The organism is Selenomonas ruminantium subsp. ruminantium ATCC 12561, from assembly GCF_000424065.1.
GTDB classification, from domain to species: Bacteria; Bacillota; Negativicutes; order Selenomonadales; family Selenomonadaceae; genus Selenomonas_A; species Selenomonas_A ruminantium.
This window is the reverse complement of the sequence record NZ_AUJE01000048.1, coordinates 1-16,209: the sequence shown is the minus strand read 5'-3', so window position 1 is coordinate 16,209 and position 16,209 is coordinate 1. Positions and strand designations below refer to the sequence as shown.

The 16,209-nt window shown below is 43.7% G+C and carries 20 protein-coding genes and 2 tRNA genes; 20 read left to right on the top strand and 2 right to left on the bottom strand.

Features of this window, described 5'->3' with window-relative positions:
• The coding region (locus G598_RS19105; protein ID WP_071837983.1) for a zinc ribbon domain-containing protein at positions 1-231 on the top strand (231 nt) is incomplete at its 5' end.
• Positions 232-367: 136 nt separating this feature from the next.
• On the opposite strand, the gene G598_RS0113845 is transcribed toward G598_RS19105, so the two are convergent.
• Positions 368-943, bottom strand: a complete 576-nt coding sequence (locus G598_RS0113845; RefSeq protein WP_026767447.1) for a hypothetical protein — start codon at positions 941-943, stop codon at positions 368-370.
• Between the two features lie 97 nt (positions 944-1,040).
• Here G598_RS0113845 and hydF point away from each other — a divergent pair, with 97 nt between their 5' ends.
• The 10 genes from hydF (at position 1,041) to G598_RS0113795 (ending at position 7,986) form a co-directional block, all read left to right on the top strand.
• Positions 1,041-2,264, top strand: coding sequence for a [FeFe] hydrogenase H-cluster maturation GTPase HydF (gene hydF, locus G598_RS0113840; RefSeq protein WP_026767446.1), 1,224 nt, complete (start codon positions 1,041-1,043; stop codon positions 2,262-2,264).
• A gap of 44 nt (positions 2,265-2,308) precedes the next feature.
• On the top strand, positions 2,309-3,265 hold the full coding sequence (locus tag G598_RS0113835) for a hypothetical protein (protein WP_245582820.1): 957 nt from the start codon (positions 2,309-2,311) through the stop codon (positions 3,263-3,265).
• Positions 3,266-3,276: 11 nt separating this feature from the next.
• Positions 3,277-4,212 (top strand): homoserine O-acetyltransferase MetA, encoded by a 936-nt coding sequence (metA, locus tag G598_RS0113830; RefSeq protein WP_026767444.1) that lies wholly within the window; start codon positions 3,277-3,279, stop codon positions 4,210-4,212.
• Between the two features lie 67 nt (positions 4,213-4,279).
• The gene (locus G598_RS0113825) at positions 4,280-4,927 is read left to right on the top strand and encodes a hypothetical protein (protein WP_026767443.1); all 648 of its coding nucleotides are present in this window, start codon (positions 4,280-4,282) and stop codon (positions 4,925-4,927) included.
• Positions 4,928-5,082: 155 nt separating this feature from the next.
• Positions 5,083-5,982, top strand: coding sequence for an LPP20 family lipoprotein (locus tag G598_RS0113820; protein WP_026767442.1), 900 nt, complete (start codon positions 5,083-5,085; stop codon positions 5,980-5,982).
• Positions 5,983-6,073: 91 nt separating this feature from the next.
• A tRNA-Pro gene (locus G598_RS0113815) sits at positions 6,074-6,150 on the top strand.
• A 12-nt stretch (positions 6,151-6,162) separates the two neighbouring features.
• A tRNA-Arg gene (locus G598_RS0113810) sits at positions 6,163-6,239 on the top strand.
• A 159-nt stretch (positions 6,240-6,398) separates the two neighbouring features.
• Positions 6,399-7,013 (top strand): Rpn family recombination-promoting nuclease/putative transposase, encoded by a 615-nt coding sequence (locus G598_RS0113805; protein WP_026767441.1) that lies wholly within the window; start codon positions 6,399-6,401, stop codon positions 7,011-7,013.
• A gap of 323 nt (positions 7,014-7,336) precedes the next feature.
• Positions 7,337-7,612, top strand: a complete 276-nt coding sequence (locus G598_RS20375; protein ID WP_037364479.1) for a type II toxin-antitoxin system RelB/DinJ family antitoxin — start codon at positions 7,337-7,339, stop codon at positions 7,610-7,612.
• Positions 7,609-7,986 carry a type II toxin-antitoxin system death-on-curing family toxin gene (locus G598_RS0113795; RefSeq protein ID WP_026767440.1) on the top strand — a complete coding sequence of 126 codons (378 nt, stop codon included), beginning with the start codon at positions 7,609-7,611 and terminating at the stop codon, positions 7,984-7,986. Before G598_RS20375 ends, G598_RS0113795 begins: the two co-directional genes overlap by 4 nt.
• 173 nt (positions 7,987-8,159) lie before the next feature.
• On the opposite strand, the gene G598_RS0113790 is transcribed toward G598_RS0113795, so the two are convergent.
• Positions 8,160-8,426, bottom strand: a complete 267-nt coding sequence (locus tag G598_RS0113790; protein ID WP_026767439.1) for a hypothetical protein — start codon at positions 8,424-8,426, stop codon at positions 8,160-8,162.
• Positions 8,427-8,795: 369 nt separating this feature from the next.
• Here G598_RS0113790 and G598_RS0113785 point away from each other — a divergent pair, with 369 nt between their 5' ends.
• The 9 genes from G598_RS0113785 to G598_RS0113745 all read left to right on the top strand — a co-directional run.
• Entirely contained in the window at positions 8,796-9,044 is a 249-nt protein-coding gene (locus G598_RS0113785; RefSeq protein ID WP_026767438.1) for a hypothetical protein, read from the top strand.
• A gap of 156 nt (positions 9,045-9,200) precedes the next feature.
• Entirely contained in the window at positions 9,201-9,734 is a 534-nt protein-coding gene (locus G598_RS0113780; RefSeq protein WP_026767437.1) for a hypothetical protein, read from the top strand.
• Between the two features lie 210 nt (positions 9,735-9,944).
• Positions 9,945-10,193, top strand: a complete 249-nt coding sequence (locus G598_RS0113775) for a helix-turn-helix domain-containing protein (protein WP_211221592.1) — start codon at positions 9,945-9,947, stop codon at positions 10,191-10,193.
• A gap of 90 nt (positions 10,194-10,283) precedes the next feature.
• Positions 10,284-10,436, top strand: a complete 153-nt coding sequence (locus tag G598_RS19985; protein ID WP_169534994.1) for a hypothetical protein — start codon at positions 10,284-10,286, stop codon at positions 10,434-10,436.
• Between the two features lie 88 nt (positions 10,437-10,524).
• A complete protein-coding gene (locus G598_RS18065) occupies positions 10,525-12,018 on the top strand; it encodes an AAA family ATPase (RefSeq protein ID WP_051180346.1) in 1,494 nt (497 codons plus the stop codon).
• Positions 12,019-12,032: 14 nt separating this feature from the next.
• Positions 12,033-13,115, top strand: a complete 1,083-nt coding sequence (locus G598_RS0113760) for a hypothetical protein (protein WP_026767435.1) — start codon at positions 12,033-12,035, stop codon at positions 13,113-13,115.
• 19 nt (positions 13,116-13,134) lie between these two features.
• Positions 13,135-15,111 (top strand): tetratricopeptide repeat protein, encoded by a 1,977-nt coding sequence (locus G598_RS0113755; RefSeq protein WP_026767434.1) that lies wholly within the window; start codon positions 13,135-13,137, stop codon positions 15,109-15,111.
• Between the two features lie 25 nt (positions 15,112-15,136).
• A complete protein-coding gene (locus G598_RS19845; RefSeq protein WP_157833352.1) occupies positions 15,137-15,289 on the top strand; it encodes a hypothetical protein in 153 nt (50 codons plus the stop codon).
• 109 nt (positions 15,290-15,398) lie between these two features.
• On the top strand, positions 15,399-16,209 hold an 811-nt coding region (locus G598_RS0113745; protein ID WP_037364476.1), incomplete at its 3' end, for an IS256 family transposase.

Below are 16,209 nucleotides of genomic sequence, written 5' to 3'. Positions count from 1 at the left end.
ATGTTCACAAATATACTGGAGTACAAGCTTGCATGGCAGGGCAAACAACTTATAAAGATAGACAAGTGGTATCCAAGCAGTCAATTATGCCATATTTGCGGCTACCAAAATGACGAAACTAAAAACTTGTCTGTGAGAGAATGGGATTGTCCCGCTTGTGGCAGTCACCATAACCGCGATAAAAACGCTGCAATAAATACTCGAGAAGAAGCTAGACGAATATCTGCCTAACGAATCTCGTAAAATACCGTGGGTCGCACGGGAATCTACGCCTGTGGAGAGAGTGTAAGTCGCTGCAACTCTTCGGAGTCAGTGGTGCTGTTCTCGTGGAAGCAGGAAGCTCCCGCCACTATAGGCGGGGGTACGTTCACTTCAGCTTTTGTTTGGAAGGCGGTATGGGAATGGAAAGCGGCACTTCGATAACAGAGCTGGCAGCCTCGCGCATTTGCGCGGGGCTTTTTTGTGCCCAGATGGTCTGAATGGCAAGCCGCAGGGCTGCTTCGTCATAGGGCGATTTCGTTTGTGCGGCAACGTGTTTTTGGAGAATGGCCATAAAGTCGGTGGGAATGGGAACATCACGTTGGGCCAGCAATATTTGCAGGGTGGTATCGACTAAATAGAGGTGCAGGGTGTTGTCTGCCATGCTCTTTTCGGTGGGCAGCAGTTCCGGCTTTACACCTAGAAGTGAGAAGGGGGCATCGCCCCAGCCTTCCTTAAAGATGCCGTCAATCTGATAGAGGAAGAATAAAAGGCCGTCCTGTTCATAGAGGGCCAGTTCCATCTTGCCGGTACGGAAGGCTTCAGCAGCGATGACATCGTGGCGGGATAGCTGCAGGATAAACATGCAGCCGTTGGCATCAATTTGAAACAGGCCGCCGTCCTGCTGGTTTTTGATGGGCAGGGGGAATTTTTCCCCAACTTGAAAGTTTGCGTAATTGCTCATTGTGGTCGCTCCTTTGTATTTGTTCTTTCCTAGTGTATCATATTTGGCAGGGTATGTGCTATACTGATTACAGATGAGGTTGGAGGAGGAATTTTCATTGACTCTTAACGATACAACACGAGGCAATCGTTTGCACATTGGTTTGTTTGGCCGCCGCAATGCAGGAAAGTCCTCGCTGATTAACGCGTTGACTGGTCAGTCGGTGGCTACGGTGTCAGCTGTACCGGGGACTACCACGGACCCTGTTTATAAGGCCATGGAACTGCATGGCATCGGGCCGGTGGTGTTTATTGACACGGCGGGATTTGATGATGAAGGAGAATTGGGACGGCTGCGGGTAGAGAAGACAGAGCAGGCGGCCCGGGAGACGGATATTGCTTTGTTGTTATTCAGCGGATTGGATATGACAGAGGAGTTGAAGTGGCTGGCTATTTTCCGACAGCAGAAGACGCCGGTGATATTGGTGGTCAGCTGTATTGATGAACGGAAAGAGGCAGGTGAAGTGCTGGCTGGGGCAGTAAAGAAGGCCACAGGTATTTGTCCGTTACAGGTCAGTGCGACGAAGAAGCAGGGGCTGGAAGAATTGCGGCAGGAACTTATTCGTGTCCTGCCGGAGGATTATGAGCAGCCTTCGCTTACCGGAGATTTATGTCAGGCCGGCGATACGGTAGTGCTCGTGATGCCGCAGGATATTCAGGCACCTAAGGGGCGGCTGATACTGCCGCAGGTACAGACCTTGCGGGAACTGTTGGACAAGGGCTGTCAGCCCCTTTGCTGCACGACGGACAGGCTGGCAGCGGCTTTAGATAAATTAAAGGAACCGCCGCAGCTGATGATTACCGATTCACAGGCATTTAAAGAAGTTTATCCGTTAAAACCGGAAAAAACCCGGATAACGTCGTTTTCTGTACTCTTTGCTGCCTTTAAAGGCGATATAGCGTATTTTCTGGCAGGAGCAAAAGCGTTATTGGACTTGCCGGCAGAGGCCCATGTGCTGATTGCTGAAGCCTGTACACACAAACCTTTACAGGAGGACATTGGGCGGGTAAAACTGCCTCGTCTGCTGCGGAAAAAATTCGGTGACCGTTTGCAGATTGATATTGTGTCAGGCAAGGAGTTTCCTGAAGTGCTGACCGGGGTGGATTTGGTCATACACTGTGGTGCTTGTATGTTCAATCGTAAACTGGTGCTGAGCCGGGTAGGGGCATGTCAAAGACAATCTGTACCGATGACGAATTATGGTTTGGCTATTGCCAGTCTTTTAGGGATATTGCCCAAGGTGGCCGTGCCTTGCTCAATAGGAAAAAATACGTTACAATGAATGATGGATTGAAAAATTCGAGTGATTAAACAGGGGTGAACACTATGAATAAACGAATGTATAATTTGGCAGGATTGGGCCTTTTGGCAGGTTCGCTGCTTATGGTTAATGCGCAGCCGGCCATGGCTGCACATATTGATTTCTCTTATCAGCAGGCAGCTGCCTCGGAATTGAGTACGCAGGCAGATTTAAAAGAACAGCAGTGGTATTGGCTGGCTTCTGATGATAATTACAGCAAATATTTTGACCCCGAGTCTGTGGTGGTGACCCGTACGGTGGAAACGGCTCATGGCAAGGTGCCTACAGAGATTCAGGTTTGGACGAAAACCACCTATAGCTATGGCGGGGCTAAGGACACTTTAGCAGCATATGGCCTCAGCGATAAATTCCCCGATGCATCAAAACTTAATTTCAGCACAGCACAGCTGGTTATCCGGCCGCAATTCCGCACCGTGCAGTGCGTTGCAGAGCATTTTTACGATGCCAGCGGTGAGGTTATCTGGTCGGAAGCAAATGCTGCTGCCAAGGAAAAGGAAGTCAACTCGCAAAACTTCAACGAGGATTTCTATGCAGCTGCTGTAGACCAGGCATTTCATCAGAGCAGAGAAATGGAACGGGTCAATGCTAAAAATCGTTGGTTGACGGTGTTTGACTCCACCAGTCCTGATGGAGTATATACGCATACCAAGGTAGATACGTCTACCGTACGCATGCAGGGCAGTAATCTGGTTTTCTGGCAGTGGCAGGAAATAAAAGACAGTGCGGGTCAGGTTATGGAAATTAAGTTCCTGAAAATGGCGGTAAACCTGCCGCAGGCTACGGAAAAGGCCATTGCCGGTCAGTATTGGACGCCGAATGGTGGCTGGCAATCGTTGGAGGCTGCCATTGACGGCCAATATCGTATGGTAAGCCGGAATAGCGAGGAGTATCGTTATATCCTTGAACTTCGAAATTATGTGGAAAACCATAGCGCCTGGGTTCATCGCTATGGACTGGAATAAGGGGAGATTCGATGCCAATTAAGATACCCAATGCGTTGCCAGCAGCGCATATTCTCGAAGGGGAAAATATCTTTGTGATGGATGCCGACCGGGCTTACAGCCAGGATATCCGTCCGCTGAAAATCCTTATTCTGAACCTTATGCCCATCAAATACATTACGGAAACGCAGTTGCTGCGGCTTTTGGGCAATACGCCGCTGCAGGTGGAAGTGGATTTTATCTACACGGAAAGCTACACGCCAAGCCATACGCCCATGGATTATCTGGCACAGTTCTATGGTACTTTCGATGAAGTACGTCATAAGAAATACGATGGCATGATTATCACAGGCGCCCCGGTGGAAAATATGGCCTTTGAGGAAGTGGCCTATTGGGAAGAAGTCGCTGAAATTATGGAGTGGAGCAAGAAGCATGTTTACTCCACCTTCCATATCTGCTGGGGGGCACAGGCGGGGCTTTACTACCATTATGGTATTCCAAAATATCAGGTGCCGGAAAAGATTTTTGGGGTGTTTCCGCATCACCTTTGTGTTGAGCATGAACGCCTTTTGCGAGGGTTTGACGATATCTTCTATGTGCCCCATTCCCGTCATACGGAGGAACATAAGGAAGACATATTGAAGGTGCCGGAACTTACGATTTTAGCAGAAGCTGAAGGTGCGGCAGGTCCATATATTATTGCCAATCTGGAAAAACGTCAGTTCTTTATCACCGGTCATGCAGAATATGACCCTACAACTTTGAAACAGGAATATGACCGGGATTTTAAGGCAGGAATGAAGCCCAAGATTCCCCAAAATTACTATCCGAATGATGACCCTTCCCAAAAGCCTATTGTACGTTGGCGTAGCGTTGCACACTTACTCTTTGCCAACTGGCTGAATTACTATGTTTATCAGGAAACGCCTTATGAACTCGATGAGCTCTATAAGGAACGGGAAGATTAAAGTCCTTCAGTGTTTTTTCAGCAATTAGATGTAAAATGAAAATATTAAAGAACTAGGAGGATTGTGTATGAAAATGAGATGGGGCGCAGGTATTCTGGCAGCGGCGCTGTTATTTATCACTCAGCCGCAGGTTCAGGCTGAGGAAGTAATTTCGCCGGATATTTATCAATGGGTACAATCTACCTCCCGTCAAAATTATTTTTTCAATAAACAACATATGTATTTCGGTCAGGACGATAAGGGGATTCTCGATGCCAACACGATACTGGTGCCGGTGTTGAAGACATACGATGCTGTACAGATACAAGATGTACAGGCCAAGCGCCGCTGGAAAATGCTTTCTATGGAAGGCTATGAAGATTTGGTAGGCTGCTCGGAATATCTGCGCTTTGATTTGGCTGCAGATACGGTCACTGTGTACAAACACGAAGATTTAGACTCTGAATGGGGTGTGCTCGGGACGACTACAAATAGCAAGCCGGTAAAGATTGCTGATTTGTCTGAAAAGGACGTAGATGGTGTATTTTATCGGGCTGTTTTGAAGTATGCATTTGGTCATATAGACGAAATCGTAGAGCGTACGGAAAAGCAGAAGCATGCCAAAATGAATGATGCGGCGAAACATAAAATTGCTGAACTGAAAAATCCTGCTGAAAAAAAGCCCGCTAAAGATGCAAAAAACGATAAAAAGGACAAGAAAAAGAAAAAACATTGATTTTTAATCCAAATATAATCGGATTTCAATGCTGTTTTAATCTTTTCATGCGATATTACGGATAGAAGACGAAACTTAAACATGATAAATGGCTGAGTGATGTTTTCGATTCGCAAGGATAAAGGACGTTTTGAGGGAAGAAACGGGGGATTATGATGAACAGATTGATGAAAGTCTTTGGCTTGTTCGGCCTGATGGTTATGTTGCTGGTATCCTCTATGGCAACCGTACTGGCTGCAGAAAACGTAGATTGGAACAAAAACGTTATTCGGGCCACGGGTGGCGGCGTGGCTCCGGCAGGGGCAAGAACACTGGCACAGGCGCGTATGATGGCCCGGCGGGCAGCCATTACCGATGCTTATCGGCAGCTGGCTGAATACGTGGGCGGCGTGAATGTGGATTCAGAAACCACCGTGGATATGGCCGCTGTGCAGAGTGATGTGATTAAGACACGGGTGCAGGCTACGATTCGTGGTGCCCGTATTGTGTCGGAAGGGCAGACGGGTGATGGCGGCTACGAAGTGACGATGGAAGTTCCGCTGTTTGGTGTTTCCTCACTGGCCAGTGCAGTAATTGACCGTCCGGCAACGATTGAATCTTTCCCGGAACAGACGCCCGATGTTCTGCCATCGGTAGTTGAACCCTATAGCGAAGGCGGTTGGGCTACTCCTGCGCCGCGTACAAGCACGGGTTCCTCAGCAGCTCCGGCTCCGGACGGAAAAGCCATTGGCACGTTCACCGGTTTGATTGTGGATTGCCGTGGCTTAGGCTTGAAACCGGTAATGAGTCCGGTCATCAAGAATGCGAATGGCAGACCGATTTACGGTTACAAGAACCTGGACTACGATAAGGTTATTGAAAAAGGCATGGCTGCCTATGCCTGGGATATGTCCGGTGCTGCCCGTGCCGGTAGAAATCCGTTGATTGTCCGTGCACTGGCTGTGGAAAATCATGGCGGTACGCCGGTGCTTTCAGTAGCTGATGCCAATCGTGTTCTCATTGAAAATGGCGCTACGCATTTCCTGGATGATACGAATGTTGTATTTCTGAGATAATGAAAAAAGACGTGACCTTTGTGGTTGCGTCTTTTTGTCATAAACCTATTGACAGAATTTGAGTTTTTCGCTATAATAGACAAGTGATTTGCGGGATGTAGCGCAGTTTGGTAGCGCGCCTGCTTTGGGAGCAGGATGTCGCAGGTTCGAATCCTGTCATCCCGACCATTCACTTAAACTGCGTCAGTAGCTCAGTTGGATAGAGCAACGGCCTTCTAAGCCGTGGGTCGGGGGTTCGAATCCCTCCTGACGCACCAGTAAATTCAAGGGTTCCAGCGTTTTGTTGGAACCCTTTTTTGTGTAACTAGAGCAAAAACTAGAGCAACGCAGGACGGATTTTATGGAGCACATGGAACAGGTGGAAGGGGCAGGATTCCTAAGTGAGAATTCAGCTGATATAGACATGTCGCCTCTTAATGCGTTATAATGCACATAATCATGGGAACGATAAGGCGGAGTTTTTGTCAGGTTTCCATTGTGATGATAAGGTGTTGCCTGTAATCACCTTGGTGGTGTACTGGGGAGCAGATAATTGGGATGCCCCTGTAACCCTCCGAGAAATGTATCCCGAAGGCGTGGATGAAAGCATTTTGAAGTATGCAACCGATTATAAGATGAATTTGATTTCACCAGCAAAGATGACAGACCAGCAGTTGGATGTCTTTCGGTCTGACTTGAAGGCGGTGTTGAAGTTTACTAAGGATAAGACAGAACTAGCCAATCTGGTAAACAATAATCAGGATTATAAATCATTGGACCGTTTGGCTGCGCAGACAATAAGTGTTTGTTCTGGCCAAAATTTCAACTTTCCTGTAGGAGAGGAGCGGATTGACGTGTGCAAGGCAATTGATGATATGATTACGGATGCTCGTAATGAAGGCGTAAATGAAGCAACTAATGAAGGAATGCGTAATGTTATAGCTACTGTAAAAGACCTTAATCTAGGTAAAGATGTAGCTGTGCAGCAGTTGGCAAAAAGATACCCGTTGTCGCAAGAGGCGGCAGTAGAATTTGTACATCATAACTGGTAAATAGCCAAGTACTCGTTAGCCAATTTACTAGAGCAATAACTAGAGCTGCAAAAAGACCGCTGTTTAGGCGGTCTCTTTTGCGTTGTCGCTATAAGGAAGTCGTTTTGACATTGCCGCAGACAAAATCTCAACCGCACGAAGATCGTTCAAGATTCCTGTCTGAACCAAAACTATGCATATCACGACTCTGTATAGGAGCGTGCTTTTGGCGCTTTGGAGGGGCGAATGGATGCTGGAAACGTTTCGTTTTAATATCATTATGCAGCAAAAATATTTACATCTGCCATACAATGTGCTATTATTACAGATAAAGGAGGTGCGCCATGGCACAAACTACTATCAGCATTCGGATGGATGACCAGCTAAAACATCAATTTGAGGATTTTTGCGGTGCAATAGGCATGAGCATGACCACAGCGTTTAATGTCTTTGCTAAAGCGGCTGTCCGTGAACAAAAAATCCCCTTTGAAATTTCCGCTAAAACTGTATCTGCAACTACAACTTCTGACAATCAAGTAGCTAATGATGATATTGCCATGAATTTGGCTGCAAGGCTGATTGCAGAGAATCGTCCTGCCCTTGAGGTGCTGGCTAAATGATTATTTTATCGAAGCAGCAGCTTATTGCTATCCACGAACAAATTATATTGGTCACGGGCGGGGCGATGGGCATACGTGATGAGGGACTATTGGATGCAGCTATAGCAGCTCCTTGGCAGACCTTTGGAGGCAAGGAACTCTTTCCTTCACTGGAAGAAAAAGCTGCGCGTCTAGGATATGGATTGGCCAATAATCATCCGTTTATAGATGGCAACAAGCGCATAGCTGCTATAGCTACACGGGAAATCCTTGCCCTGAACGGAGTAGAACTGTCATACAGCCAAAGTGAGTTATCTGACATCTTTCTAGAGGTCGCAGGTGAACAATCAACCCCAGACATGCTGCTGGAATGGATAAGACATCACAAGCAATAAAAAGACTAATATGCTTTTGCTTCCTAACGAAAAGAAGAAAGCTACCTCCTTGTGGGGGCAATTGGGGGGATCCCTCCTGACGCACCAATGAAATCAAGGGCTCCGAGGTTTTCCTCGGAGCCTTTTTTGTATCTAGCGGGACATTAAGTGGGGGAAAGAGCTTTGACAGCTTATCAGTCGAGAGGAACCAAATCGTAAATGGTTATGCGGTAGGTATCATCGTTTTTGTGAATTTCAAAAACCACGCCCAAACCGGCTTCGCGGCAGGAGGACCAGAGACAGCAGGGCTCTCCCTTCGCCAGCTCGTCCATCACCTCCGGGTCTTCGGTAAGACTGGGCAGCACTTCCGAAGGACTGATAAGTGACCTGCACTTATCAATCAGGTTGTTCTTCAAGATGAATTTCAGAACTGCTTCATCAAATACCATTTGAATGTTCATAAAAAAAATCCCCTTTCCAAAACAGACAAATATATCGTCCTGCAAATAGACAGACTGATAGCAGCCTGCTATTTACTGAACAAATGCCTATTTCCAAAAGGGGAGGTTTCTTCAAGTGATGAGTATATTATAACATATATCATGGGGGAGAGGTAGCCTGGCAGGCTACTTTTCGAAAAAAATTATCAGTCGGCTGTTTGAATAATGGGGGAATAATTGTCTGGACAAGCTAAGATAAAGGTAGTATAATTCATACAAAGAATACAGCCTCTTTTCACATGGAGAATGGCATTTGGATTGGTATATAGGCAGGGGAGAAGTCTGCCTGTATGCCAGCCTGAGTGTTTTTGTGGAAAGGGGTATATTTTTATGAATATCCAAATGAATTTTGACGCTGATTGCCTGGAGTTTATCCTTAAAAACAATCTATTGGAGAAAATCCGTCCCTGCCTGAGCCTGAGTGAAGTCCTTGAATGGCTGGCTGATTATCCGGATGTTTTAGCTTGCAAAGAGGAGGCGCACCTGTTTACCGGGACGGAGGGGGTGGGGATTGTCCTTAAAATGCACCGTGAAGAAGATACCATTCTGGTGACGGTGTATGATGTGTCCATCTATTGATGAAATTCATTTCGTGCCAAACAACAGATACGCTGGCTTATCTGTTGTTTTGGCAAGGGACAGTGTTTGGTTTGCACCAGTCGTCCATGGTACTTTGGCAAATCTATGGCGGCATATATGTTTATCGGCGGGGCGCATTAGCTAGGAGGGGATACTATGCTTAGTCAGGAGTTCCGGGAAGAATTAGATAACTATATTCTTCTGCATTATCGCCCGGAAGGGGCAAAGGAAAGGCATTTTAATTATGATGAAAAGCCACCGGTTCCAGCAGGCATGGCTTTGGGCGTGGTAGCGTGGCTCATTGATTCTGATCTATACAAGAGGTTTGCCAAGTTAGGGGCGACTTTTTCCGAAAAGCTGATGTGGTGGATAAAAAAGCAAGGGCGAAATCCTGTAGAGGTGTATCGTACCATTGACATATCCAAGGAGCATTTTGCCAAAATACGGAACAATCCTCAGTACCATCCGACCAAAGGAACGGCACTCGCTTTTGCCATAGCGCTGCATCTCAATATGGAAGATACACAGGATTTGCTGAAACGGGCAGGTTATGCCCTGACGGACAGCAGCAAGAGCGATGTAATCGTCATGTGCTTTTTGGAAAAGGGAATCTACAAAATCGATGAGATTAACGCAGCCCTGTACAGCTACGATTGCAAGCCCTTGACGAACTGGCGGGGAAATAAATGATTTGGTTGTGAGTCGGCCTGTTAGCAGGTCGGCTCTTTTTGGTGAAAATTTTTCATGTTGCCTGCTAAGCTACCACAGGGAAAGAAAAGCCCGCTATAATAGAAGCATAGGGATGATACGGATAAAATTGATACTCACAGTGATAATAATCAAACTATCCTCCAAAGCGGTGGCATTTGAAATGTGAGATAATTATAGGAAGGGGGAGGAATGTACGGCATGAAGCTGTCTTTGGAGGAAAAGAGAATTCTTTTGGGATTGAATATTACCTATTATCGGCGTGCGAAGAACCTTACGCAGCTTCAGCTGGCAGAGAAAGTCTCTGTTTCTGGCAACTATATATCGCAGGTAGAACGCGGGTTCAAATCCGTGTCCCTGGCAACACTGGCCCAGATTTCTGAGACATTGGGCGTGGAAGAGTGGGATTTGTTGGATTTTAGCAGGAGAAATAAGGAATGATGGAGTATATAACCTATAAAGATATAGGTGTATAGTTATAATTCAGAATAATCCCAATAATATAAAATGTAAATAAAGGAGGCTTGACATATGGCAACAAAAAGGATTGAGTATATGTGCAGTCAATGTGGCAAGAAGGAAATCCGGTTTGTATCTATGGGGAAACCGCAGCCAGGAAAATGCCCACGGAAAGGAAATGGAAAGCCGCATTCGTGGACGGTGAATCGGAAATTTGATACATGATGGCGTGTTATAAAGGATAAGAACGCGTTGCTTGAAGCATGACTGGCGTTTGTCCGTCATGCTTTTTTGATATTGGGGAGGAATAAAAATGCAGTTACAGGAAAAATTGAAATTGGAAATAGGTCGTTATATGGATTCAGGTATGCCTATTATTTATGTCGATACATTGGAGATTGGTTTGTATAGAAGTCTTATTCAACAGGTGGCAGAAGAAAAAAACAGAGAATACGCCAGCTGGAGTTTGCATAGTGGCCTGCGGAGCAGTGAATTGTCTCTGGGGGGAGACTTACTTACTGCAATAAAAACAATAGAAAGTGATTTGCCGGGAAAGGTATTTATCATTGAGGATATAAGCAGTCAATTGGATAAGCCGGAAATAATTTCCCATCTTCGGCATATTGCTGAGGAAATAGCGATAGGCAATCTTGAAGAATGTAATATTATTATCTTGGCTCCTTTGCAGACAATTTCGCAGGAGTTGGAACTTTATATTACTTTGATAAGCACTGGCTATCTTGATGGTGAACAGATTAAAGAAAGAGTAAGGGAGTTCTGTGAGTATAACGGTTGTCGTGTGCCGGTTGATGATTTTATGGAAACTTTGTCTACATCACTAAAAGGATTGACAGAAACAGAGATTGATAACATATTAGCATTGGCCATATCGGATGATAATCGACTGGATATGAGTGATATGCCACTTATTCGCAAGCAAAAGCAGCAAATGATTAAGAAGTCCGGGATTTTAGAAATGATAAATGTTAAAGAAAAGTTGGAAGATATTGGTGGATTAGAACGGTTAAAGTCATGGCTATCCAAAAAGGCGCAAATATATGCTCATGTTAATGAGGCAAAAAAATGGGGACTGGATGTTCCAAAAGGCGTATTGATTGCTGGAATGCCCGGATGTGGCAAGTCCTTGGCTGCTAAAGCTGCATCAAAGACTTTTGATATTCCATTGTTGCGTATGGATATGGGCAGACTGATGGGCAAATATGTGGGTGAATCCGAAGGAAATATGCGTCGTGCCATTCATCTGACGGAAGCCAGTTCGCCATGTATCTTGTGGATTGATGAATTGGAAAAAGCATTTGCTGGAATTCAATCAGGTGGTACAGGCTCTGAAGTAACAACCCGCTTATTTGGTAATTTCCTTACATGGATGCAGGAAAAAGACAGTATGGCTTTTGTAGTGGCAACTGCTAATGATATTTCTAAATTGCCGCCTGAACTTATGCGCAAGGGGCGGTTTGATGAAATTTTCTATGTGGATATGCCAAAGGATGAAGAGCGTAGGAAGATCTTGGAGATTCATATAAATAAACGCCGGCCACAGGATTTGGAAAATATAGACCTAGGCAAAGTCGTTAAAGAAACAGACGGTTTTTGTGGTGCTGATATAGAGGGGATAGTCCGTGATGCTATTGAAGAAGCCTTTGTAGCTAAAAAGGAAAGATTGGAAACAACAGATTTATTAGCAGCGATAAAGCGCACGCATCCAATTTCAGAAACGATGAAAGATTCATTGCAGTCGATGAAAAATACCTATAAAGACAAGAAATTTACAAATGCATCTGCGTAAAGGGAGGCGGAGAAATGGGAATCAATATAAATGGCTTTGGTAAAGAAGAAAAAGAAAGCTTGTTCAATACAGCTAAGGGGATGTTATCGTCATGGTTGGGACGTCCCAAAGAGCAAAGTACAGGTGAATGGCTGACAGACAAGCTTTCTGAGCATATTGGTGCAGGTGCTGCGGAGATAGCTGAAAATCTAATGGGAGGGATAAATAGCTTTAATGAGAATCTGCGGCAGATTGATGAAGCCTGCAAGGCAGGAAGTACAAAAGAAGAATGGCTACAAGAAAAATTAGATGCTATGCCTGCAGAGAGCGAACAAGCAAAAGGAGAGTATCTGTCAGCAGCTAATACAGCTTTGGCTATTGGCAATACAGCTGCACAAAAAATATTACAATATCCTAATGAAATTATTGAATTAAAGGAAATAAAGGAAAACATTGTTGGTGAGAAAGCAGAATGGAACAAGTTGTCCATAAAGGCGATGACGGGGAATCTTGTTCAACAGGCAGTGTTATCTGGCATTGGTGGTGGTGCGTTGTCAGCAAATAGTGAGCGAGTAGAAAGTGGTAATGGCGAATCAATGGCAGAAAATATAGATCTCGCAGAGGAGCCGATAGATTCTGAAGTTGATGTGGGGTTAAAAGCCGTCGCAGCTGGTGCTTTGAAGGTAGCAAGTGATAAGGGCATTATTCCTTTTTTAACAAAGAAAACGCCTTTAGCTGTGATTTCTACAGTTGCTTGTTGGGGCATGGAAAGCGTACGGACAGTTGGACAGATTTTTCGGGGACAAATTAGTGTAGCTAAAGCGGTAGAACGTATGGGGCGAGTATCTTCCGCTGCAATAGGCGAATTATGTACAAATGGAATTGCTGCAAAATCTATAGCAGCTATTCCCATAATTGGTCCGATAGTAGGTGTGGCATTAGGAGAATCTATTACAAAAGCAGCCAACAATAAAATTACCAATGTAGTATATGAAGGTTTTAAGAAAATTCAGCCTGTGATAACTCAGGTGGCAGAAACAGCGTATAAGGCAGTTAATAAATTGGTAGAGGACGTAAAGAAGATAGGCAATAAAGTTTTGGAATTCTTTGGGCTATGATTGGGGAGGGATGATACCTATGGCAAGAATAGTAAAATTTGCCTTGGAAATGAAAAATGGTTTTCAAGCAAGAAATAATATAAATGAATTGAGAAATCACTTCGATTATGGGAAAATCGTTGGTTATTTTACAGATGGGCGTTTGGTAAGATGGCTGGCTAATCGTGGTTATGAAAAAGAAGTTACTGAATTAGAGAGTCTAAATGTAAATGATGATGATTTTAAGAAAAGGATATGTGAAATACTGCAAGTTGACGAAAGTTTGGCTTATGATGAAGATAATGTTATGGATGAAGAGTTACTGAATCGCTTAGAAAAAGTTAGACAGTATACTGCTGATAAAACGATATTGGACAATATTGATAAAGTTGCAACAAATCAAAAAGAGCTGTTAGAGTTAGCGGAAAAAAATGAATCAGAAATATACCTTTGTGCAGAATCGTTTGTAATACCATTAGTAGTAGAAAATGTAACATATATTGGTATTGGTAATCCTACGGCAGTAATAAAGAGTTCACATTATATTGATTTTGCAGAAAGCAACATAGTATTTAAAAATGTAAATTTTAATGATGAGTATAATAAAATATGTGATGAGTTTTTAGCTAAAGAAGAAATTCAAGCACAACTGGCAGAAGATAGTGATCGGGAAGCTGATGGAGAGATGTTATGGCTTGAGGCTAATGAATACGAGGATACAGATAAAGAGAAGTATATCCAATTATTAAAAGAAGCAGCAGCATTAGGGCATTCAAGATCGATGTTCGATGTGGGATATTACTATGAGAAAGATGAAGAAAATATAGAGTTAGCTAAGCATTGGTATGAAAATGCTATACAAGGAGGCGAAAGCGCAGCATATACAAGATTGGGTCATATTTACAAAGAAGAAAAGAATTACCAAAAAGCTGAAAAATGCTATAAGAAAGCTGCTGATATGGGAAATGAATATGGTATGTATTATTTGGGATTGTTTTATGAAAACATACGGTGCGACGAAAAGACAGCAATAACGTGGTATAGAAAAGCTGCAGAATTAGAGTGTGTTCCAGCGATGTCAATACTGGCATACTATTATCGTTCACGGAAAGAGTACAATGAAGCATTATTATGGGCAGAAAAAGCTGCAGAAAAAGATTATGCAGATGCAAAAATTCTAATAGGAACAATGTATTATAATGGAGAAGGTGTTGAATCTAGCTATAGAAAAGCATTTGAATGGTATGAAAATGCAGCTAAAGATGGCTCCGATTGGGGAATGGTATATCTGGCTGGGTGCTACGAAAGAGGCGATGGCGTTGCTCAGAATTGGAGCAAAGCATACGAATGGTATAGTAAAGCTGCAGAAGCAGGTAATGAAAATGCACAGGAATGGTTGGAGGAAAATGGATCGACAGAGGCAAAAAAAATAAAACAGTTTTCAGAGAATGCTATAGCAGAACTTTGTTCAGTAATTATACATGGACGATTAGAAAATGGAACTAAAATATGGCAAGAAGAAGGTAGCCGTTCGGATGGCGATTTTAGATTGTTTAATTATAAATGTTGGGATGTAAATTATACAAGAAAAAAATGTTATTCATTAAAAGAACCATTTTGGAGTAAGATAAATGAATATAATGAATTATCAATAGGGATGGGGTATTATCCTAATATAATAGATTCATGCCAATATATAGTGTTTACCACTAAAAGAGTGTATGTTCAAGATGAAGATGGCAATTTGCATTATTGTCCGTATAGTATTATAAAAGATGTTATTTTGGAAAACGAGAATAAATTATACTGTAAACTAGAAGATGAAAGCACATGGTGGCTTCCAGATTCAAAAAAATGGATAAATGAAATAGGTGGACATAGTATGAGGATGTTTTTGTTAATAATGGGTAAAATTTTTGGGGAATGCGAATATAATTTTTCGATGAATGAGATAACGATGTTAAGCAAGGTTAAACTTGAATCATTGGGAGGTAAAAGCATTTTAGAATATATGTGAATAATAGGTGAAAGGAAGGATTATTATGGATGAAAAAACAATGGTAAAGCTGTTAAATTCTGCTTATGATAAGGCCTTGCAGGGATTGCCTGGTGCAGAATCGGCTGAAGAATTGGCGAAAGAATATCTTCGAGAGTCTGGTACGCTATCTGAAAAAGCGGATTCTTTGATTAGATGAGAGGGTAAAATTAAGTGTGTAAGTTACCGGTAACAAACTTACGCACTTTCTTTTTATTCGAAAGTGCGGTACAGTATCATCATAATGACAGAAACGGAGTACAGCACTTATGGCAAGACGAAAAAACAGAGGCAATGAAAAAGGACAGGCTATCGCCAAACTTATCATGGAGCAATATCACCCCCAGAATAAGGAGGAAATGCAGGAGGCTATAAAAGATGTATTTGGCCCCATGCTGGAAGCTATGTTGCAGGGAGAAATGGACAACCACCTGGGCTATACATCTAACGACCACGGCAGTAAGGATACAGACAATCGCCGCAATGGCTATATCGACAAGACCGTTCGAAGCAGTTTTGGTGAAATTCCCGTCAGCGTTCCTCGCGACAGGGATGGTTCCTTTGAGCCGCAGGCTATTCCTAAACGGTCAAAGGATATTACGGGTATTGAGGATAAAGTCTTGTCCATGTATGGACGTGGTATGAGCCAGCGTGATATATCCTCGACCATTGAAGACATTTATGGCTTCAGCCTGTCAGCGGAAAGTATCTCAAACATCACCGACCGTGTGCTGGAGGAAGCTGAAGTCTGGCAGAATCGGCCCCTCAAGCCCTTTTATCCCTTTATATTTGTAGACTGTCTTTACGTCCCTATACGGCAGGAGTACGAGACGAAAAACTGTGCCATCTATGTAATTCTCGGCTATGATTTGGATGGTATCAAGGATATCCTAGGCTTATGGATTAGCGACACCGAAGGCAAGCATAACTGGATGCAGATTTTTGACGAAATTAAGACACGCGGTGTTGAAGACGTGGCTTTCATCAGCATGGACGGTGTTTCCGGGCTGGAAGAAGGGGCAAAAGCAATTTTTCCACAGGTGGTGGTACAACGCTGCATTGTGCACCTTATCCGCAATT